The following is a 20,253-nucleotide window of genomic DNA, read 5'->3' on the forward strand; positions in this document are numbered from 1 at the left end:
CGACCGTCCCTGACGGGCGCCGCTCTATCCGGTATCAACCTAGAATGACCGCGTATCCACGCGGGAGTGCGCCTTCCGCACGGAGAACTCTTTTCCTTCTCCGTGGCAGACGGTGCAGGATTCGCCGAAGCTCGTCGTATTCAACTGCGCGTGAGCCGCAGCGTCAACCCCATCGTGGCAGGAGGTGCACACGGCGGCCATCGGCTTGGTGGGGTTCATGAACCCGCGTGGAGTGACCGTGGGAAGGAGGTCTCTAGGCATTCGATCCAGCAACCAGGTGTCCGTTCGATGGCATTTCTCGCAGTTGCGACGATCGGTGGGATAGCGTACCTCGCTGAAGTCAATTCGCGTCCCCACGGCGGGCGGGACAGCAAACCCGTAAATGACATAAGGCTTGTTTTGCAGCTCTTCGCCCGTATGAATCTTGTGGATCATCACCCGGAAGTCCACCGTCTCGGCGGGCATGACGTCAGGTGTGCGACGGTTGGCATCCGTCTGATTCGGATTATGGCACAGGACGCAGTGCTCCACGCTGCCGATGCGGTTGGATCCATGTAGTGACAAGCGATCGTGGCAGGCATTGCACTTGGCTATGTCAACGACGGCGCGGCGAGCAACGGGGGCGCTATCGGTGACGGCGAAATACTTCACCACGTTCGTTCCGCCATCACGATAATTGATTTCCTCGCCGTCCTTGTTGATCTTGACCACACGCCGACCTTCGATGCCGATGGCCCACGTTCCGACGGCATCGGTGGGAAGAGCCCGATTGAAGGTGTAGGTGTAATTGCCTTTGTCATCGGTCGTGGCGCTCGCACGGGGATCTTCGCTCCACCACTGGCTGTAATCCTTCGTCGGCCCGGCGATGACTAGAGCCAGCCGATCCAGCTGAGCCAGAGGAATGACATTTCCATTCTTATCCTTGACCGAGAACGTGACGACTGGCTTCTGCCCCGGAGCCGTGTTGGTCACATTGACGATGTCGTAAACCAGTCCGGGCCACTGGCTCGACTGCCATTCGATCAGATGAGCGCCGGCCACCGAGAGCTTATCAAACTCGTTGCCGGGTGCCTGTGTGGGAGTATGGCAGCGCGTGCAGGTGGAGTCGGAGCGAGCGACGATTCCCGGTCCGTGATTGGCTCCCGTTTCCCAGTTAATGTCATCATGGCAGGAGCCACAGGAGGCACGGGAGAGCTGATTGAGGTAATGATCCTGTTGACTGGCCCCGGAATGGCACTTCTGGCAGTTGCGAATGTCGGTGGGGAACTCGACGGTCGAGAAGTCATGGACCGTTTGGCGGAATCCGATAATTTGGTAGGGATTACCGGCACGCACACTCGGCAACTCGGCGCCTCGGTGAATCTTGTGAATCATGACCTTGAAGTCAACCGTGTTGCCTGTATCGGGATCCGCCGTCTGTGGCGTGTGGCACAGCACGCAGGTCTTAACGTCATTCCATCGGCCTCCGTGAGCGCCCAGGTTATCATGGCACTGATTGCAGCTTGCCGTTCCGACGACATCTCGAACCACCTGGGGTTCCCCTCCCGCCGGGACGAAGGTGAAGGTGTCGTCGTCGTAGTAGGTCTTGCCGTCAAACGCCGTGAGATTGCGACTCGCTCCAACGGCAACGGTATGGGTCGCCGTCGCTTCGTAATTCTCCGGCAAGGCGGTGCGGAAGGTGTAGGTATATTTGCCATCGCTCAAGAAGGTGAAGGTTCCGCCCGAATCGGTCGTCGCTTGCTCAACGGTTCCCAGGACCGCTCCCGTCTGGGTGCGCACGGTATAGGCTGTGTACTGGGTTTCGTTGGGCTTGATTCGTGCGATGACAAACCGGGCATCCACCGGCCCCATGGTCGTGACGCCGTTAATGTCGAGTGGATTGCCCGCTCCATCGGCTACGCTGAATGTCACCACCGGACGGCGGTCCTGCGGAATCGTCACCGAGAGAATTTTCACCTGAAGCCCCGGTTGCGTAATGCGGTGGTACTGATCATAATCCTGGCTCTTACTCTCCTGGAGAAAGATGAGTGCAAAAACTCCGACAAATAGTAAGAAGGCGAGCCTCTTGATCTTTGCCCGACTTTTCATATCCCGGTTCCTCCTTCATGGCAATTCGTTCTGCTCGTCAACGACTGCTTCGGATCGTAGACAATGCAAATGCTATGCCACAATTTGTCGGAGAGGATGGCAATCCCCAATGAGTTTTGTCAAAAGAAGTTAGACGAAAGCTTAAGTTCCCGTGGAAAGCGGCTGGGTAAAATGCCCCCGGAGGTGGGTGAGATGACGCAGTTTGATGGCGGGGCCTGAAAGTAATCATCATGGATCGTGCCTTGGTTTACTTGGGGATAAGGTGAGGAACCCTGAGGAACAGTCCTGTGGCATGGAGTTTGCAATAGAAAGGATGAACGCTCTGATCTTTGATCTTCGGCTGTCGTGGGGCCGCAGCAACCCTCACCTTGCATGGCCTTCCTACAAAAAAGAGACCTCACCGCAACGGCTGCCCCCCACGGCAGCCTTTTACTTTGGGCCCGACGTCAAAAGGTGATGACGGCTTTGACGATTCGAGCTTCGGCCATTGCCCGGAAGGCTTCTGGTGTTCGGTGGAGAGGGAACGATTGGAGGTGAAGTTTCCTGGCCGTGATGATTCCTGCTGAGATCAACTCCAGGGCGCGTCGCGTATCGGGCGGCCCACAGGAATAGCTTGGTATCAGGCTGATCTCGTTCATGTAGAGGTGAAACGGCTCGATCTCGACCGTCTCACCCGGGGGAAGCGGTGTGAAGAGAATGATGCGACTGCCTCGCCCGGCACAGGCCAGGCCCAGGGCTACTGCTTCGCGCGATCCGGGACCGACGATAACGATGTCGGCCAGTTCTCCCCTGGTGATCTCGCGCACGCCTTCGATGACGGATTCGTTTAAGGGATTGAGGACAAGGTCGCAGCCCAGTTCCCGTCCGATTTGAATGCGCTGGGGAATCTTCTCAACGCCGATGATCGGATGAGCCCCCCAGGTCCTGCCCAGGAGCACGTGGAGCTGGCCCATGATTCCCAGCCCGATGACGACGAGGCTCTTGACATCTGGCCGAGCACCTGGCGGCGAACCCGGGACGGCGTCATCGCCCGGGGCGAGTCCAGCCTTTCTCAGCGATTTCACCACGCAGGCCGTTGGCTCGATGAGTACACCATCCTCGAACGAGACGCTCTCCGGCAGCAACAACGTGTCGGTCGCAAGGTTGGTCTCCGGCACGAGGAAATATTCGGCGATTCCCCCGGGAATGATTTTCGATCGCCTCCAGGTTTCGCAGAGGCTGTAGTCCCCGCGCCGACAGTGTTTGCACTCGCAGCAGGGAGCATGATGGTGGACAAACACACGATCCCCCCTGCGAAATCCTCTGACGGCGGCTCCGATCTCGGCGATGATACCGACGGGTTCGTGGCCGAGAACGACGGGAGCTTTCCGTCGCACGTACCAGGGCATGATGTCGCTTGTGCAAATCCCGCAGGCTACGGTTTTCACCAATGCATCGCCCGGTCCGGGGCGAGGAATGGGTTCTTCCTCGATGCGAATATCGTCAACGTCGTACAACCGGGCGACCTTCATTGGCCTCACCTGTCGCGGGACGCCACGCTCGTGGTCCGTTTAGGGAATGACAGCATACTTCACGCAGTCGCCCCGTTGGAGGAGATCGAAGACTTCCAGGAGCCGAGTCAGTGGGAACTGCCCCGTAATGAGTTTGCCCACTTCGATCCGATTATCGCAGAGCAGTTCGTAGGCTTGCCGAACGGCGCGCCGGGTGTAGTGAAACGGGCTGATCAATGTGATCTGGTCATAGTGAATGCGGGCTGTATCCAAAGCGATCGTCGTACCCGAGGGGCACCCGCCAAACAGTACGACCTGGCCGCCGCGGCGCACAAGGGAAATCGCCTGTTGCCAGACTTCGGGCCGACCCGTGCACTCGATGACGATGTCAGCTCCCCGCCCGTCGGTGACCATCCGCACAACCTCCGCTGTATCCTCATGGTCAGCATCAATCACAATACTGGCTCCCAACTCGCGCGCCAGCCGGAGACGAAACGACCGCCGACCGGAAACCACAATATGACGCAGGCCAAACACACGCAACAACAGTACGTGCATGAGCCCGATGGCTCCCGCACCGATGATCAAAACCGTGTCGTCGCGGTGAAATTTCAAGAAACCGAGCCCGTGAACGACGCAAGCCAACGGCTCCAGTATCGCCGCTTCAGTGAAAGCCAGGTTCGGCGGTTTGGGGAACATGTTCTGCTCGACGATATGAGCCGGAACCTTGATGTACTCGGCGTACGCGCCCAAAATCTTGGCCGACATCGTCAGGTCGCAGAGATTGTCCTGTTGCTGCTGACAGTAGTAGCAGCGTCCACAGGAGGCCGAATGGACCGACATCACGGCATCACCTTCGCGGAACTGTCGGGTTCCACGCCCGACATCCGCGATCTCACCAGAAAATTCATGACCAAAAAGCGTCGGCATCGGCATTTTGGGGTGGCCGCGCAGGTACGCCTTCAAATCGGTCCCGCAGGTCAGTGCCGCCCGAATCTTGACGACCACTTCGCCTGGACCCGGCGTGGGCTTTTCGACCTCTCGCAATTCCAGCAGCCCTGGACGAACAAGAACATTGGCTAGCATCCCATTCTCCTCAACATGCCGTGATCAGTGACGCATGATTCTACTCCAAGGCCGGACACCTGCCAATGGCCGTGAGAGGCCTCCTGATATGGGACTTGGCCCTCCCCCGGAGACTACCCTCGAGAAGCCTCGCGCACCCTTGAAAGCCACCTCCGGCTCGAATACGATTGTGCCGTGAGCGATCACTCGGTTCATCTCGACCGAACGAAGGCGGTGCCAGAGCCCGTCGTTTGCGACCTCTCCAATCCCGACACCGAAGCCGGTAACACCCCACGGGCCCGCTTTCCATCGGGAGGGGAAGCGCCTTCGGCTGAGAGTCGCTGTTACAAATTTCGCAGCGATTATCGCTGGGAGGGCGTGCCGACCCGACCGTACAAGGATGTTCCTGCCAATTGGGCGCAGGCCGTCCGTTGTGTTTTGATCGGTGCCGGGCAGGAAGCCACCGATTTTCATCTTCGCTATTTCGAGCTGGCTCCCGGTGGGTACACCAGCCTGGAGAAACACGACCATGCTCATGTCATCGTAGCGGTTCGAGGGAAGGGAATTGTCGTCGCTGCGCCCCACCGATTCGATGTTGTACCCCTTGACACCGTCTACATTGCTCCGGAAGCGCCGCATCAGATCATCAACGCCGGCCAGGAACCCTTCGGTTTCCTTTGCATCGTGGATGCTGTTCGAGATCGCCCCCGCGCGCTCTCATCCGGTGAAGTCAGCCGATTGATGGAGAATCCCGCGCTTCGAGATCTGATTCGGACTGCTTCCAGCCAGGCTGTCTCCGGCACGCCCTGCCAGCCTATTGGCAACGCGAAAGGGGAATCCAACGGCGAATGAACCCGACGGCACGTCCGCTCTTGACGTTAGCGCCTCACGCAGGTCAGGACGGCCGCTTTCAGCTCGGCGAGCTTCCCGGTGAAAAAGTGATCGGCCCCTTCGATATAAATGACCTCCTTGGGCTCCGGCAGTGTCAATAACAGTGCGTTCAGGTGCTCCACCGAGCCGAATTCGTCATTTGTCCCCTGGATGAAGAATTTGGGTTTGTAGCAGTGGGCGAGGAACTGAAAGTCGTTCGCGTCAACCGGCAGACCAATCCCGACCATGGCGGTGACGCGTTCGTCACTACAAGCAACATTCAACCCCACCCAGGCCCCGAAGGAGTAACCGATGAGCCACAGGCGCGCTCTCTCATATCGGCGAGCCATGAAGTCAATGACTGCCCGAACATCATCCTGTTCGCCGATGCCGAAATCGTATGTTCCCGTGCTCCGGCCCACGCCCCGGAAGTTGAATCGCAGGGTGACAAATCCGCTCTCTCTCAGAGCCTGAGCGGCACGGTAGACGACCTTGTTGTGCATGGTTCCGCCGTACTGCGGATGGGGGTGACACAAAATGGCCGCCGCCTGCGGCTCCGGTTCCCCTTCTCCTTCGAGCAGGCCCTCGAGCTGGCCATGAGCTGCTGGGATCATCACGTCCATAAGATGACGTCTTGTCATAGCAAAAAACTTTGCATCCGGCAATTAGCGGTGTTAGATTCTCATCCTGTTCGATGACCAGGTCTTTGTCGTGGGGGGAGTGTATGGAAAGAGCGGTCTACACGACGCGGTGGAACCGCACGATGGGATTTCTCACAGGCGGCGTGCCCGTCATTATCCTGGTAGCGGTGATGCTCTCGGTCTCGTTGGCCGTTGGCGAGAGGACGCCTCCACGCAGCGCCGCTATCACAGCCGAAGAAATTGACGCCCATATCCGATTCCTCGCCTCGGATGCGCTCGCCGGGCGACAGCCCGGAACCGAAGGGGCAGAGAAGGCGGCCGACTACATCGCTTCGGAGTTTCGCGCCTATGGTCTTCGACCGCTCGGTGAGCAGAATAGCTTCCGCCAGTCATTTTCCTTCGTATCGGGGATTCGACTGGGTCCGGACAATGCTCTGACGCTGATGCGAGGATCACAGGAAGTGGCCTTTCGGCCAGGACGTGATTTTATGCCACTCGCGTTCTCCCGCGATGGATCGGTCGAGGCGGATGTCGTCTTCGCTGGATTCGGCATCTCCGCCCCTGACCTTGGTTATGACGACTATGCCGGGAGCGACGTGAGCGGAAAGATTGTCCTTCTGCTCACAGGCAGCCCCGAGGGGGATGATCCCCACGGCCGATTCGGCCGCTACCTTTCGCCGCGCTATAAGACTGTTGCCGCTCGTGATAAGGGAGCGCGCGGCGTCCTGTTCATTGCATCCGAGGAGGATTTGTCGAAGGAGCCGCTGGCACGACTCCGCTACGATCATACATTCGGTGATTCGGGGGTCTTAGCTTTCGTCATCAGTCAGCGCGTGGCCGAGGAAATGCTGAGGACGGCAGGGAGAGACTTGACCGATGTCGTTCATCAAATGAGCACCAGGAAAGCACCCCATTCATTCGCCCTTTCCTCGCTTCGCCTCCGGTGCCGCTCGGATGTGATTAAGGAGAGAAAGACGACGGCCAATGTCGTAGCTCTGTTGCCCGGGGCGGACCCAACGTTCCGCGGGGAGTACATCATCGTGGGAGCCCATTATGATCACCTGGGCCGGGGAGGGGAAGATTCGCTCGCGCCGATGCAGACCGGGCAGATTCACAACGGAGCTGATGATAACGCCTCCGGCGTGGCGGGATTGCTGGAGCTGGCACAGGCCCTGGCCGCCGAGCGCCGCCGACTCAAACGGAGCGTCCTCTTTGTCGCCTTTTCCGCAGAGGAGGAGGGGCTGCTCGGCTCGCGTCACTTCGTTGAGCATCCTCCAGTGCCCCTGGAGCGCGTCATCGCTATGATCAATCTCGATATGATCGGACGGATGAAAGACAATACGCTGATCGTTTATGGACTTGGGACGTCGCCCGTGTGGAAGCCGCTCCTTGAGCGACTCAACCAGGCGGCTCGGTTCCAGTTCTCGGGGCGAGATGATGGGGTCGGCCCGAGCGATCACACATCATTTTATCTCAAGGATATCCCTGTGCTTCACTTCTTCACGGGAGTGCACGAGGATTACCACAAGCCGTCGGATGACGCCGAGAAGATCAATGCTGAAGGCGAGCGTCGCATCGTCACGCTCGTGCGGGATATCGTGAAGGAGCTGCAACAACAGCCGGAGCGACCCCTTTTCACCAAGACGAGGAGCCCCGAGCCGGATCGCACTCAGATGGGCTTCCGCGTCTCAATCGGGACGATCCCTGATTATGGGGCGGAAGTCGAAGGTGTTCGGCTCGCCGGCGTGCGCCCGGGGAGCCCGGCGGAGAAAGCCGGACTCCGCGCGGGCGATATAATCGTCCGCGTGGGACCACGAGATGTGAAGAACGTCTATGACTATACCTACGCCTTGCAGGGCTTGCGGCCAGGACAGGAGGTCGAGTTTATCATCCTGCGAGGAAGCGAGCGACTGACCGTCCGCGTTATTGCTGAACGTCGCTGATCCACCAGGGGTAACGTTTGTTTCCCCTGCGGCCAGAGGGTTACAAAAAATCGTCTTGAAAGCGGGAGATTGCGCACATAAAATCCAACTTGTCAGCGAATCCACAGGGTCAAAACCATTGTGTTGAGACGAATGTTGATCAGTTATGTGGGCATAAGGATTCGTTGACCATTTCAGGGGACAAGGAGGACTGAAGTGATGTCGAGCCTGAAGGAAGCCACGAATTCGGCGGAGAAAATAAAGGAGCTTCTGGAGACCGGGCGTTTTGAAGAGGCGGAGAAAGCTCTAGCAGAGTTGAGCGGGAGTGAGGACCCCTTGCTCCGCATCCTTTCGGCGGAAGTCTCGTTGTATTTTTCCCGGTTTGAACCGGTCCCCCAATTGCTCGCTGCAATTGATCCTTTTTCCCTGGATGCGCGGACTTATTCTCGCTTCTTACTGGTGCAGGGAGATTACGCACTCAGTCAACTCGATCTTGACCAGGCGCGGCAGCGCTACGAAGCGGCTTATTTCAACTATCGTTTGTTCGGGGATCGGTACGAAAAAGCCAGTGGGTTACTTCGCTTGGGTCGAATGAGTTTCGTCCAGGGGAAAGTCGAAGAAGCCGCCACGCTTCTAACAGAGGCGGAGGGCTTGATCAAGAACGGAGAAACGCCCCGAAGCGAATTCCTGCTCGGTTTGGTACAGATGTCGCTGGGGGCCTGCCGCCTCTCCCTCGGGCAGACGGAGGCGGCCAAAGAGCTGCTTGATTCTGCTCTGCTGTTGCTTCAGGAGACCGAGCGCTGTCGGTATTATGCCGCGACGCTGACTCTGGAAGGCGAGCTTCTGGCGGCGGCGGGAAGATACACGGAAGCCGTCGAGTTCCTCAATGAAGCCCATATCCTTTTGACCCGCTATTCCATCAGCGATGAACTGGCGCGAGCTTCCAGCCGGTTGGCGGCGACGCTCGTGCGGCTGGGACGATATGATGAGGCCCATCGCGTGCTCCTTGACAGCCTCGAGGTCCATGAGCGGATGGAAGACACGCGCGGTGCCGCGCAGATCCTTTACGCCCTGGCTGATTTCCACCTGGAGCGGAACGAAATCCCCAAAGCTGAAAAGATCGCTGCCGAGGCGCTGGCGCAGGCCGCGAAGGCCAGAGACGATCTGCTTCAAGCGGCGATTCACATCGTCGCTGGTCGTGCCGCCGCCCGTCGTCGTGATACAGCCGCGGCTGAGAAGGAACTTCTGGCAGCCCTTCAGATCGCAGAGACCTATGGGGAGAAGCGGCTGGAGGGAATGTCCTGTCTGTATCTGGCGGAAGCCTACTACGGTTCCTCTCCGGTGAAGGCACAGGAATATGTCGCGCGCGCGAGCGAACTTCTTCAGACCTTGCACGATCCGTACCTCGATCAGGAGCTGCAACGGATTGCTCAACGCTCGACCAGTGAGCGGATCAAACTCACTCCCGACAATAAATTGATCTTCGATGGGAACTTTCTCCCTAACTGGTACTCAGCCAAGGAGGCGCTGGAACAGTTTTTGCTCAAAAACGCCCTCAAACAGGCTGGAGGAAATCTCACCAAGGCGGGGGAAATTCTCGGCATCACGAAAGTTCACGTCCACAATCTTCGCAAGCAATTTGGAATTTAGGCAATGTCGGATTGGCTTGAAGGTAAGGTGGCCCTGGTCACTGGCGGCAGTCGGGGGATCGGACGGGCTATTGCCGAGGCGTTGCTTGACGCGGGAGCGTCGGTAGTGATTTGCTCGCGGCAGAGGGAGACGCTAGAGCGCGCGCTGAAGGATCTCGGCGAGCGCTTTGCTGCCCGCGCTCGCTCCGCCACTCAGCCCGTTGCCGGAATGGTCTGCGATGTCCGCGACTATGCTCAGGTTCAACGTCTCGTGCAGTTCACCGTGGAGATGTTCGGCGGCGTGGATATTCTCATCAACAACGCGGGCGTGGGCATCTTTCGTCACGTCGCTGAATTGACGCCTGACGAGTGGAATGATGTCATCGCGACGAACCTGACCGGGGTCTTCTACTGTTGCCGGGAAGTTGTTCCCGTCATGCGCCAGCGAGGAGGCGGCTACATCATCAATATCAGCTCACTTGCCGGTCGGAATGCCTTCGCCGGTGGGACGGCGTACAATGCCTCAAAATTTGGCCTCAACGGATTCACCGAGGCCCTCATGCATGACCTGCGTTATGAGAACATCCGCGTGAGTGTGGTGATGCCCGGCAGCGTCAATACCGAGTTCGGGGGACGAACCAAAGAATCCGATGACTGGCGTCTCCGACCCGAGGATGTCGCCCGCGTGGTGATGGCCCTCCTCCAGCACGATCCCCGCAGTCTACCGAGCAGCGTCGAACTGCGTCCGGCTAAACCGCCCCGGAAATGAACAGAGCACGGACCAGTTAACGTTGATCGTTTCGAACCTCTGGAGAAAAGGGGCCTTTTCGGAGGCGATATTCTCCGCCCGCGGGAGAGGGAAGATGGCTCGTGTCCGAGCGGCATGAGGTGGCGGGCATTCATCCTCCGCCTACGACGTCAGTGACAGATAATGGCGGAGGTGAACCGTTCCCGGTCGTTAGGTCGTGAACTCATTGCATACCAACCCTTCAACGACCGGAAACCATCACTCAAAAATAAAGCCGTAGAGATCACCAGGGCGGCGGAGTCTTGTTCCCGGCTTCTCTCTACGGCTCTTTCAGGGGACAAGCTATCACTGAGAAGTTCGTCCTTTTCCTTTTGGCCCGCTCAAAACGGGACCTGGAGCGGGCGTGAGAGGTCTTTCAGGGGCTGAACTCGGCGGAGGAAGTTGAAGATCTGTTCCCCGCATTCGACCAAATCCGTCATCGGTGGGGATTCGTCCCCTGCCGCCAGCATTAATGACCGGCGGGCGTAGACCGAAGCCCTCAGTCCGATTGAGCCGGGGCGTATTGACCCGGAGACCCAGTTTCGCCTCCGCTGGCGTCAGCGATGGCGCCGATGGGACCCGGTCGCGTGAGTCGCCAGCTACGTTGCCCCCGGGATAACCGTAGGGGGTCCCCCACCAGTCGTAGTACCCATAGGGACAATAGACGAACGTTCGGCCCCAGGGAGAACGGTAGAAATAGCCGAAGGGAACGTAAGTGAAGAACCCAAAAACAGGATCGTAGACCCAGGAACCGGCTCGAAGGAACGCCCATTCGGTAAAATTCCGGCGTCGGGTGAGTGACAGATTCGCTGCCAGCATCGCCTCAGCGCGATCCTGAGCCCATAGGTCGAAATCATCCATCGGGTCATTCGCCTTGGCAATATGAATAGCTCCCTCCCGAATCTCGGCGGCGTTGCCCTTTTTTACCTTCAGCACTCGACCCCCGGCGAGGACGTCGAGCGAGCCCTTTCGCGTGCTGATCCGGGTTGCTGAAGGGCTGACATCAATCCGAAACAGTCCATCGTCCTTAATGCGCAGAGTTGCCTGTGGTGTTTTCAGACGGAGAGTGATGTCCTTATTGAGTTCTCCGGCCTCAAGGATCCCCCTGCCGGAGAGGAGCTCGATTTCGATGAGAGGAAGGTTTGTTTCTACCAGGACGGCTTCGCTGCCTCGATCCAGCCGGAGAACCGATCCCGGATTGAGTAGAATCTCAACGCGACCCGTCGAGCCGGTCATGACGTGATCTCCGTTATCGAGCTGATCCTGCCGCGTGAGCTTCTCCCAGGACATCCCCGTGCTTGACCTGTAGACAACCTCACCCTGCGTATAGTTGATCATCCCCGCCCGCGCCGAAACAACGTACTGTCCCGGGGCACTGTCGGCGAAGGTCAGGAGTGTGAGGATAGCTCCGAGACCTACCATCAGGAATGTTCTCACTGTTTTTCGCATCGTCATCACCTCCTGCTCGTTATTCTACCGATGAGCTTTGGCCTGTCAATTTCTTTCTTCTTGGTGATGATTAAAATTTTGTAACCGGACAGGTCGTGGGACCGACGCAGCCGCCCCGGAATTCAGATGATGCAGCGGTGATAAGCAACCGAGAGGAAATCGGATGGATGTCTTGCCCATTTTTCACGGGTGTAATGGGTGGCCTCATCCTGCTTGCCATGGTTCGGGCATCTGGGTCATGATAGGGCCGTGATGGAGAGAGGGTTTTTTCAACAAGCAACGTTATTCATGCTCGTGCTTACTGCTGCATGTCTGGCGCTGAATGTCGTGGGCTGGATTCGCTTGCGCGCGTTGTGGCGCGTGGCTTCGGGGAGGCAGGGAGCGCTTTCTCCGCGTGAGACCCACGGTCTCAATCAATTGACCGGCCTCATTCGCCTGGAGGCCGGATACTTCACAATGCTTTTTCTCTATGTGCTGGTCTATCCAGGTGTGCTCGCCCTCTGGCCGGTTATCTTTGTCGTCCTGTATCACTGGTTGGGGTGGGCAGCCAATGAAGTGACGCGCACGACCTTGCATCTCGCTGCCACTCTCCAACGCAAGGTGACTCCTCCTTCATCTTTTCGCCTGCGGGTGCGCCGCGCCCTCGCTGTGATTGGCGTGCTCGATGTCATCGAGGCGGCCATCCTCGTTTACATTATGATTGCACTCGGTAAATCCCTCCGTCATGTTCTCGGTTAGCGATCTCAAAGATTTTGTGGTTAGAAGCCCGTCTCGGCTATCCCGATAATCCAACACTTGCGCTTCGTCGCTGGGAGCAGGATTTGCGTGATGAGGAATGACGGCGGCTGTGCAGTCGCCCTTGGTGGCCGACCCGAGTACCGGGTCAGGCGCGAGGAGGAGCCGGCTTGAACAATACTTCCAGTTGTCGCTCGATTCGATCTAAGCGTTGTTCAACAAGTGCGATGCGTTGCTCGACGGCCACGAAGCGCTGCTCGAACCGCTTCTCGAGTGAATTGAATCGTTCGTCAAACCGCTTCTCGAGCGAATTAAATCGCTCGTCAAAGCGCTTCTCGAGCGAATTGAACCGCTCGTCAAACCGCTTCTCTAACTGGTCAAGCAATCGCTCAACCTGACGCAGGTTGAGCCAGGAAGCGCCAAAGATGGCGAAGACCAGACTTGCCACGGCAATCGTCGCGGAGATGATCGCAACCGTCGGATTCATCGGATGCGAAGGATAGCATTCATGGCCCTGGATAAGCAATGCGGAAGACCATTCAATCAAGCGCTTCCGTGGAGGACGTGCGTGGTGCTGGATTCCTTCCTTTTCTCCTCTGCAAATAATGATCTCCCGGCGGATCACCGGCGGATGAAAGATTCTAACGGGTTACCGTTCGGTTGGTGAATTTCGTCCGTTGGCAAACGCACCCTCATTCTATATGCCGTGCATGAGCACATGGGCCATCCCGTGTGAACGATCCTTTCCCCCTACAGCGCTCCTCTCCACTCAGAGGAGCGCGTGGTCAGACTTTCCAGGGCAGCTATGATCTTCCGGTGGGCCCGTTATTTTCATTGATCCTGTTCCGTGGTCCTGGTCTTATTTCGAGAGGGGTGAGTCTACGGGAGAATGCCCTAAGCTTTCGGGAAGATCCTGAACGTTCCCTCCTACATCCCGGGAGGAGCTGTTCGTCGAACGAGGAGAAGTGCCGTAGGGAAGGGAGAAAGATCAACTGCTGCCGACACGAGGATATCGCCCTGATTATTCAGAGTCACGCCGTGAAATTCCGTGAGCCGTCTCATTGTATCATCCGGCAGTGACTGGCCGTTGAGGAGAATGGGACTGAGGCCGTCAGTCGTGGAAAGAAAGATGCCGCGTCCGGCCGTCCCCCAGCGAGCATAAAAAGCAACATCACCTCGATCGTTGACAGCCGGTCGGGCGACCCCCCGAAAGACTTCGCCGTCAGTTCCGGGAGCTTCCATCCCGCTGATGGCGACAGCACGGAGCTGGTTTTGATCGTAGACGAAGACACCGCTTCGCTCTTCGCCGATGAAAACCGAGTCGAAGACGATGACCCCTTGATTGTTGATCATAACGCTGCCAAACGTTCCTAGAGCTTCTCCGTTCGTGCCCGGCACCGGTTGCTCTGAGCGGGCGATGATTCGGGTTCGCCCATTGGAGTAGAGGAGGACGGCCTCGGAGGTATCATCCAGTTCTGCTGTGAAGACAAGATCGCCTCGGTCATTTAGCCAGAGATCCTTCGAAGCCAGCAAGCCATATCGTAAACTGGTTCCTGGAACAAGCTGAGGGGTGATGGCGATCACCTGAAGAGGCCTGCTCGGTGGGGCAAGGACGATGGCTTCCTGTTCCGTCGCATTTTGATCAATGCTACAGGTGAAGGCCACGGTTCCTGCGGAGTTAATCACGGCGTGACCAAAGCCACTGAACGTCGCTCGGGCCAATCCGGGGACAGGTTGACCGGTCAGCGCGACTGCCTCCACCGTTTCTCCTGAAACCCGGAAAACGCCCATCGTGGCCGTCCCGCCGGTAATTTGAGCTGTGAATGCCAGGCGACTCTGGCCGGCAACCCGGCGACGCTGCGAAGGGGTTTCGCCGAGCGCCCGAAAAATTCCCCCGTTGGTTCCAGATGCTAACTTCCCCATGAGAATCCGGGGATTGGATCCCTCCTGGCTAGCGCGATAAATACCGAGTCCATTGCCGCTCATCTCGGCGGTGAAACTCACTTCTCCATCATCCCCCAGACCGACATCCGTTGACAGGCGAAGGTGGCGAGGGGCAGGGATCGTTGTTTCCGATGTAATCGCTGCGCGAATCTGGCCCGCCTCCCACAGATAGATTCCTTCGGTTGTCGGCTGGACCGTCTCACCAGCGAAAGCGAGAATTCCTGATGCATTCAGAGCAAGGTCGCCCGTTGGAATAAAGCGTCGAGCACTGCTTCCTGTCACGGTCTGTGCTGACAATATGACGAGATTCAGTGCGCCGCGGCGAAAGAGGAAGATTCCTCGGGCGTTGTCGTCAAACGTAACTTGGACAGCCCACTCACCGAGGAGATTACTCCTGACCGGCGAGAACGAAACAATCCGCCTTTGCCCGGCGGCGGGAATTGGCCGGCCTCCCAGGAGCACCGGCTGGGCAGTGCCGTTGGTGGTAGTGAAGATGCCACCCGCTGCTTGTCCCCCGATGACGGCCCCCTCAAACGCGACCTCACCACTTGTGGAGATGAGAGTGGCATTACTAAAGCGGCTGAATCGCCCACCGATTCCCGGAGCTGTTTGTCCTGCCACAACGACAGTGCTCCATGCTCCGGCCCGGAAGAGAAATAGACCGGAGGACGCCTGTCCCCCTTGAACGCCGGCTTGGATCAATATGGTTCCATCAGGTGCAAGCGCTTGGACACTCGCTGCGGTGAACTGACCACCGACAGTCCCTGGAGCTGGCATGTTGAGGACGGCAACCGGTTGGAGAGTCCCGGCGAAAAGGAAAGCGCCCAGGTCTGTATCGCGGAACAGTCCCGTGAAGGCCACCTCTCCGTTATCCCCGACAAACACGTTCAAGAAGTCCTGGAACGAAGCGAAAACAGGCCCGGGCACCCGATCTCCGGAGGAAACGATGACGCGAATATCCTTCGTCTCAGCCCGATGGAGGAAAACTGCAACTCCTCGCTGGCTACCAAAAAATGATGCGATAAAGGCAACATCCCCTCGATTGTTTATGCCCACGCTGGTGAAGCGGTCGAAAAAGAGGGAATCCCGTCCCGGCACCTTTTGCGCAGTGAGTGCAAGAGGGCTAATAGAATCTCGGGACTGCAAATACAAACCCGATCCCCCACCGGCAATAAAGGCTATCTGTCCGGCGTCGTTCAGCGCGATATTGCCAAATTGCGAGAAACTCCCCTCGGCCTCCAGAGCAGTGCCAGTCAGAGCGACTACCTGGAGGGTTCTCTCCGGCGGCGCTTGAGCACGGGCCAGGGGAGAGCAATAGTGAAGACCAATCAGAGCCCAGCAGATCGTTACAACCAGATAGCTCTTGTTCTTTGAACTATCACAAACGACTAAGCTCAGAAGCCCCCGTCTCCACATAGACGACACACTCTCGGACTGTGAGCGCGAACTTACGCCTGACCCCCGGGATCCAGGACATTAATGGGGAAGCGACACATTGTTGAGGCTGTGTTCTCCTCTGGATGGCCGTTGCAGCTGACGTAACTCTGCATGTGGTCCCGGTCCGGTTAGTCGCATGTCCCCCATCTCTCGTTCACCATCCGTTCTCTCCCGCGAAATTGAATCGGGGGGATCAAGCGACCAACTATTGGTGTAATCGTGCGGTAGGTATAAAGTACCTCGACTTCAACGAGGTCACATGGCCCGCCGGCATTGTTCTCCCGTGCTGCGCCGGATGCACGACGACCTCTCCAGCTCCGGACATTGATATGGGCGTTCTGACCGGGCAAGAGGTCGCTCCACCGCTTGGCTGCCTGCTTGATCAATCCCAGCCGGGTCCCGTTCTGTTCGCCGACGCCGGTGACGGCAAATCGAGCGCCGGCTCCGGCCGCATACTGAACTGTTACCCACGCGAAGGCCAATCGGCCGAGATCAACAATCGCAAGGATGAGGAAAAGAAGAAGGGGAATAACAAAGGCGGCTTCAACGAGCGACTGACCCCGCTGCCGGCGGCTCGTCCGTACTCGCGCTCGTTCCATACCCCTAGAATCAAATCATACAGTGACCTAAGTGAGATGGGGCGGGCCTGCCCTTCACCTGTCGTCAGCTCGCCTTCTAGCGGGTCGCCTGCCCCATCTGGTTACGAAGGGTGAAAAACCCTGTCACGGGTTACTGGATCAGACGATATCCCAATTGCTGGCCGATCTTCTTGAACAAATCCCGGATGGCCGTGCTGTTGGGAGCAACATAATAGTGATCGTCCGTTCCAGGTCGAGAGGAGGCTACATACTTGAGGAGCTGTCCGTCACTATAGTCGGTGCAGCCATTCCTGCAGTAGCGAATGACAAAGATTTCAATCTTCTGCTGCTTGGCCAAATCTGCTTCAGTGCGAACGGCCTGATCAAGACATCCATTGTCATCGCAGTGGCAGGTAGTAACCCCCATTCCGTAATAGGCATTCGCGTCTGGATTCCGAGCCGTTCCGTCGCAATAGGTCGGCCCGTCGTCGTTCCCACCGTCAGTCAGCAGGATCATTACCTTGCGGAACCGGTCCGGATTCCCGCCTTCGCTGTAGGGAGGATCAGGGGTGAGTACGTGGCGCCCCCACTTGATCCCTTCGGAGATAATCGTCCCAGAGCTGGCAGTGGTTGTGGCCGGCGCGGTCATCTTTCTGATCGCATTCTTGATGGCGGTTTTGCTCGTCGTCAAGCCCATCGTTGGAGGGATCGGTACGAGACACGTTTCGTACACCTTCACCTGATTGAGGGTCCCGTCGGCATTCCGGCAACCGTCCGGTAGACCATCCACTCCCGCCGGGATGCGGACTTTGGATCGGAAGGGAACCAAACCGATCTTGACGGACTGAACGCTCCCCTCAGGCATGAGTAAATCCACAAGCTGGTTGGCAGCGTTTCGGACATTGGCGATTGGAGTGCCGTTCATACTTCCGCTGTTATCAATGACCATGACTACTTCCAGATCATTGAACCCAGCACAGGCCGATGCCGTCACGGTTCGACTCCGAATTCCTGCCAGGGCCAGGAATGTCATCGGAACATCCACCCGACCGTTGACGCAAAGCGTGCGGACCTGTGACCCCGGCTCCAAACTCTGTATTTGCGCCTCCGGGTAATTTCGTGTGAGATATTCTGAGGCTCCGGTAGACACTGCTCCTTGAGTCATATCCGGGTCGTCCGTGAGCCGAATCGCTCCCGCCAGGGCAGCCGAATCAACGGCTCCTTGCAACCTCACCTTGGCGATATAGACGCGCCCAAAGTCTATCCCTATCCCTGCCATACCAAGCACAATTGGCATGGCGATGGCGATGATGGGGAGTACTTGTCCGCCGGCACGTTCGCGCTGCCGAGTCTCACGGCACGGGCATGACCGTCCGCGCCCGGAGCTGAAACGGCGAGGGGACAATGTTCCGAAGAATGGCAACACTGCCGAAAAGTAAGAAGCGATACGCATAGGTCACCTCCACAGTCACCATATCTTGGCCGGAATTATCCCGCCCATACGTCACAGTTGTCGTCGGCCCGGGTCCTGGCAGGCGGTCGGTGAGCGTGCGCACAAGCTCCTGTACCTCTGAGACCGGGGCTCGCTCAGCAGCCAATCGCGCTCCATCTCGGCTCGCATTGTAAATCGTGAGATAAGAATTAATCGCATTGCCGATCTCGATGAGCCCAAAGAGCAAAATCGCCACGATCGGGAGTACCAAAACGAACTCCACGAGCGCCTGCCCGAGTGCAGGATTTTCGACCCGGTTCATCATGTTTCCAACCCGATAGTCAGTTTTTCGTTCTTGAGCACCTGTGCTTTTAGCTCGCACTGTTGTCTCTGCCTCTTTCATCTGTTGGAGCAGAGCCCAATCGGTTTGAAACACCCCTTCTCCTTGACGCCGAGGGCAATTTAATGATGGCTTACAAATGGAGTCAATCGGTTAAGCAGAGTATTTTTCTTTGGGCCGACACCCGATAGAGGGAGGATGAGTGCTAAGCAATGTTCTGGCTCTTTCTTTACAGGCCAAGAAGATTACGGAGGTCCACGGAGATTGATTCCTCTCATCCGAGCGTGGTAATGTGACAGCCCCTGAGCATGGAATTTTGTTATGGACTGGAGGTGGCATCGGCGGTATCTTTTGGGTGCAGTTCTGGCTTTAGCCTTGGCGACATTCGTTTGGCAGGTGGATCGGTTTGCCGCTGAGGTTCAAGGGCAACGGTGGATTCTCGATGATTTTGCCGCATATTGGGCAGCCGCTCGACTCACTCTTTCCGGTGATGATCCCTATTCCCCCGGGAGTGTTGGTGCTGTTCAACGGCCGCTTGGATTAAGAGAGGATCAATTCCCCCTGGTGATGTGGTACCCGCCGTGGGCGCTTCCCCTGGTCCTGCCCTTCGGGCTGATGAGCTATGCCGGGGGCCGCGTCGCCTGGCTCTTGGTGAGTTTGCTCGCGTTGCTCATCGGTGCTCAATTGCTTTGGCGCACGTATGGAGGTGAGACGCGGCGGTACGGCTGGTCGTGGGTCATTGCTCTGACCTTCGTCCCCGCCTTTGCTTCACTGGTTTGGGGGCAGGTGGGGCCACTGATGTTGCTTGGTATTGCGCTCTTTCTTCGGTTCATTCTGGTCGGGCGTTGGGCGCTGGCTGGAGCAGCGACACTTCTTCTCGCACCCAAGCCTCATGTGCTCTACCTGTTTTGGATCGCTCTCGCTCTCTGGGTAATCTGGGAGCGACGCTATACGGTGATCGCTGCCACAGCCGCAGCACTCATGTTGGCGACGGGAATTTCTCTCGTTTTACGTCCGACGATTGTCGGCGATTACCTTCGCACAATGATAAATCAGGGACCTACCTTCTGGATTACTCCAACTCCGGGAAGCTATCTCCGGCTTCTCGCAGGCCACGAAAATGTGTGGGTGCAGTTTCTGCCCGTTGGAATCGGACTGGTCTGGCTCATCCTCCACGGGTGGAAACGGAGGAACTCCTGGAGGTGGGATCATCAGCTTCCGACGGTGATCCTCGTTTCTGTGGTCACAACGCCCTTTGCCTGGGTGCATGATCAGGTTGTGTTCCTTCCCGCCCTTATCAGCTGTTTCCTCCAGTGGCGAAGAATGGGAGGCCGTCTGGCCGCGAAAGCTCTTGCTCTTTTGGGCTATGTCGTCGTTAATACACTCCCCTTCACGGCGGCTACGCCGACGATGAAAAGCCTCACGCCGGGGGTCATTGCCGATCGGTTGCCGCCAGGCCAGGCCAATCAGTTTTGGCTGGTCTGGATGGCGCCGGCATTTCTGGTGGGCTATTTGCTCTGTCGGCGGGCATTCGAGCATCCCACAGGTCGGTCCTCGTAGTACTGGTTTTCCTGGTGGCGCAGGCTTTCTGGCCTGCGTGTTTTTTTCCACAGGCGTGAAAGGTTGGGTTACCTATAGCGCGGGCTTTCCAGCCTGTGATCTTTTTACGCAGACTGGAAAGTCTGCGTTCCATAAAGCCTGCGCTACAAAGTCTGCGCTACTTCCGCTCAAAGATGACGGCGCGATCGTCGCGATAGATTTCCTGCCATCGAGGGGACGAGCGAGCAGCGTCAATAGCCCTTTTCTGTTCGTGGGGGCTCAAAAGCAAGTACCTGATCTGATATTTG

16 protein-coding genes are annotated in these 20,253 nt (G+C 57.6%); 6 read left to right on the top strand and 10 right to left on the bottom strand.

What is annotated here, in order from left to right; genetic code table 11:
• Positions 1-39: 39 nt before the first annotated feature.
• The 3 genes from VNM72_03155 to VNM72_03165 all read right to left on the bottom strand — a co-directional run bounded on the left by VNM72_03155 (position 40) and on the right by VNM72_03165 (position 4,664).
• Positions 40-2,088, bottom strand: a complete 2,049-nt coding sequence (locus VNM72_03155; protein HXF04394.1) for an OmcA/MtrC family decaheme c-type cytochrome — start codon at positions 2,086-2,088, stop codon at positions 40-42.
• A 446-nt stretch (positions 2,089-2,534) separates the two neighbouring features.
• A complete protein-coding gene (locus tag VNM72_03160; GenBank protein HXF04395.1) occupies positions 2,535-3,599 on the bottom strand; it encodes an alcohol dehydrogenase catalytic domain-containing protein in 1,065 nt (354 codons plus the stop codon).
• Between the two features lie 39 nt (positions 3,600-3,638).
• Positions 3,639-4,664 (bottom strand): zinc-binding dehydrogenase, encoded by a 1,026-nt coding sequence (locus tag VNM72_03165; protein ID HXF04396.1) that lies wholly within the window; start codon positions 4,662-4,664, stop codon positions 3,639-3,641.
• Positions 4,665-4,877: 213 nt separating this feature from the next.
• Between VNM72_03165 and VNM72_03170 the strand changes: the two genes are divergently transcribed.
• The gene (locus VNM72_03170) at positions 4,878-5,495 is read left to right on the top strand and encodes a cupin domain-containing protein (GenBank protein HXF04397.1); all 618 of its coding nucleotides are present in this window, start codon (positions 4,878-4,880) and stop codon (positions 5,493-5,495) included.
• 26 nt (positions 5,496-5,521) lie between these two features.
• On the opposite strand, the gene VNM72_03175 is transcribed toward VNM72_03170, so the two are convergent.
• Entirely contained in the window at positions 5,522-6,154 is a 633-nt protein-coding gene (locus VNM72_03175) for an alpha/beta fold hydrolase (GenBank protein HXF04398.1), read from the bottom strand.
• Positions 6,155-6,237: 83 nt separating this feature from the next.
• Here VNM72_03175 and VNM72_03180 point away from each other — a divergent pair, with 83 nt between their 5' ends.
• The 3 genes from VNM72_03180 to VNM72_03190 all read left to right on the top strand — a co-directional run bounded on the left by VNM72_03180 (position 6,238) and on the right by VNM72_03190 (position 10,473).
• Entirely contained in the window at positions 6,238-8,097 is a 1,860-nt protein-coding gene (locus VNM72_03180) for a M20/M25/M40 family metallo-hydrolase (GenBank protein ID HXF04399.1), read from the top strand.
• A gap of 198 nt (positions 8,098-8,295) precedes the next feature.
• Complete coding sequence (locus VNM72_03185; GenBank protein ID HXF04400.1) at positions 8,296-9,726, top strand: tetratricopeptide repeat protein; 1,431 nt, start codon at positions 8,296-8,298, stop codon at positions 9,724-9,726.
• Between the two features lie 3 nt (positions 9,727-9,729).
• The gene (locus VNM72_03190; GenBank protein ID HXF04401.1) at positions 9,730-10,473 is read left to right on the top strand and encodes an SDR family oxidoreductase; all 744 of its coding nucleotides are present in this window, start codon (positions 9,730-9,732) and stop codon (positions 10,471-10,473) included.
• Between the two features lie 324 nt (positions 10,474-10,797).
• Here the strand turns inward: VNM72_03190 and VNM72_03195 are convergent, their stop codons facing one another.
• On the bottom strand, positions 10,798-11,940 hold the full coding sequence (locus VNM72_03195; protein ID HXF04402.1) for a FecR family protein: 1,143 nt from the start codon (positions 11,938-11,940) through the stop codon (positions 10,798-10,800).
• 288 nt (positions 11,941-12,228) lie between these two features.
• Between VNM72_03195 and VNM72_03200 the strand changes: the two genes are divergently transcribed.
• Positions 12,229-12,678: a hypothetical protein gene (locus VNM72_03200; GenBank protein HXF04403.1), complete on the top strand. Its 450-nt coding sequence runs from the start codon at positions 12,229-12,231 to the stop codon at positions 12,676-12,678.
• A gap of 145 nt (positions 12,679-12,823) precedes the next feature.
• On the opposite strand, the gene VNM72_03205 is transcribed toward VNM72_03200, so the two are convergent.
• The 5 genes from VNM72_03205 to VNM72_03225 form a co-directional block, all read right to left on the bottom strand.
• Positions 12,824-13,162, bottom strand: coding sequence for a hypothetical protein (locus tag VNM72_03205; GenBank protein ID HXF04404.1), 339 nt, complete (start codon positions 13,160-13,162; stop codon positions 12,824-12,826).
• Positions 13,163-13,602: 440 nt separating this feature from the next.
• Entirely contained in the window at positions 13,603-16,035 is a 2,433-nt protein-coding gene (locus tag VNM72_03210; protein HXF04405.1) for a choice-of-anchor tandem repeat NxxGxxAF-containing protein, read from the bottom strand.
• A gap of 149 nt (positions 16,036-16,184) precedes the next feature.
• On the bottom strand, positions 16,185-16,655 hold the full coding sequence (locus tag VNM72_03215) for a TadE family protein (GenBank protein ID HXF04406.1): 471 nt from the start codon (positions 16,653-16,655) through the stop codon (positions 16,185-16,187).
• Between the two features lie 130 nt (positions 16,656-16,785).
• Positions 16,786-18,087 carry a Tad domain-containing protein gene (locus tag VNM72_03220; protein HXF04407.1) on the bottom strand — a complete coding sequence of 434 codons (1,302 nt, stop codon included), beginning with the start codon at positions 18,085-18,087 and terminating at the stop codon, positions 16,786-16,788.
• A complete protein-coding gene (locus tag VNM72_03225) occupies positions 17,987-18,391 on the bottom strand; it encodes a TadE/TadG family type IV pilus assembly protein (GenBank protein ID HXF04408.1) in 405 nt (134 codons plus the stop codon). Before VNM72_03225 ends, VNM72_03220 begins: the two co-directional genes overlap by 101 nt.
• Before the next feature lie 336 nt (positions 18,392-18,727).
• Between VNM72_03225 and VNM72_03230 the strand changes: the two genes are divergently transcribed.
• Positions 18,728-19,966 (top strand): glycosyltransferase family 87 protein, encoded by a 1,239-nt coding sequence (locus VNM72_03230; GenBank protein ID HXF04409.1) that lies wholly within the window; start codon positions 18,728-18,730, stop codon positions 19,964-19,966.
• Positions 19,967-20,253: the final 287 nt, after the last annotated feature.

This window comes from Blastocatellia bacterium (assembly GCA_035573895.1).
Classification (GTDB): Bacteria; Acidobacteriota; Blastocatellia; order HR10; family HR10; genus DATLZR01.

What these genes read in the sequence shown, in the direction of transcription:
- VNM72_03160 (HXF04395.1), bottom strand. Translation starts at nt 3,599, where the DNA reads ATGAAGGTCGCCCGGTTGTACGACGTTGACGATATTCGCATCGAGGAA.
- VNM72_03190 (HXF04401.1), top strand. Translation starts at nt 9,730, where the DNA reads ATGTCGGATTGGCTTGAAGGTAAGGTGGCCCTGGTCACTGGCGGCAGT.
- VNM72_03215 (HXF04406.1), bottom strand. Translation starts at nt 16,655, where the DNA reads ATGGAACGAGCGCGAGTACGGACGAGCCGCCGGCAGCGGGGTCAGTCG.
- VNM72_03220 (HXF04407.1), bottom strand. Translation starts at nt 18,087, where the DNA reads ATGCGTATCGCTTCTTACTTTTCGGCAGTGTTGCCATTCTTCGGAACA.
- VNM72_03195 (HXF04402.1), bottom strand. Translation starts at nt 11,940, where the DNA reads ATGCGAAAAACAGTGAGAACATTCCTGATGGTAGGTCTCGGAGCTATC.
- VNM72_03205 (HXF04404.1), bottom strand. Translation starts at nt 13,162, where the DNA reads ATGAATCCGACGGTTGCGATCATCTCCGCGACGATTGCCGTGGCAAGT.
- VNM72_03225 (HXF04408.1), bottom strand. Translation starts at nt 18,391, where the DNA reads ATGATGAACCGGGTCGAAAATCCTGCACTCGGGCAGGCGCTCGTGGAG.
- VNM72_03185 (HXF04400.1), top strand. Translation starts at nt 8,296, where the DNA reads ATGTCGAGCCTGAAGGAAGCCACGAATTCGGCGGAGAAAATAAAGGAG.
- VNM72_03210 (HXF04405.1), bottom strand. Translation starts at nt 16,035, where the DNA reads ATGTGGAGACGGGGGCTTCTGAGCTTAGTCGTTTGTGATAGTTCAAAG.
- VNM72_03180 (HXF04399.1), top strand. Translation starts at nt 6,238, where the DNA reads ATGGAAAGAGCGGTCTACACGACGCGGTGGAACCGCACGATGGGATTT.
- VNM72_03155 (HXF04394.1), bottom strand. Translation starts at nt 2,088, where the DNA reads ATGAAAAGTCGGGCAAAGATCAAGAGGCTCGCCTTCTTACTATTTGTC.
- VNM72_03175 (HXF04398.1), bottom strand. Translation starts at nt 6,154, where the DNA reads ATGACAAGACGTCATCTTATGGACGTGATGATCCCAGCAGCTCATGGC.
- VNM72_03230 (HXF04409.1), top strand. Translation starts at nt 18,728, where the DNA reads ATGGACTGGAGGTGGCATCGGCGGTATCTTTTGGGTGCAGTTCTGGCT.
- VNM72_03200 (HXF04403.1), top strand. Translation starts at nt 12,229, where the DNA reads ATGCTCGTGCTTACTGCTGCATGTCTGGCGCTGAATGTCGTGGGCTGG.
- VNM72_03165 (HXF04396.1), bottom strand. Translation starts at nt 4,664, where the DNA reads ATGCTAGCCAATGTTCTTGTTCGTCCAGGGCTGCTGGAATTGCGAGAG.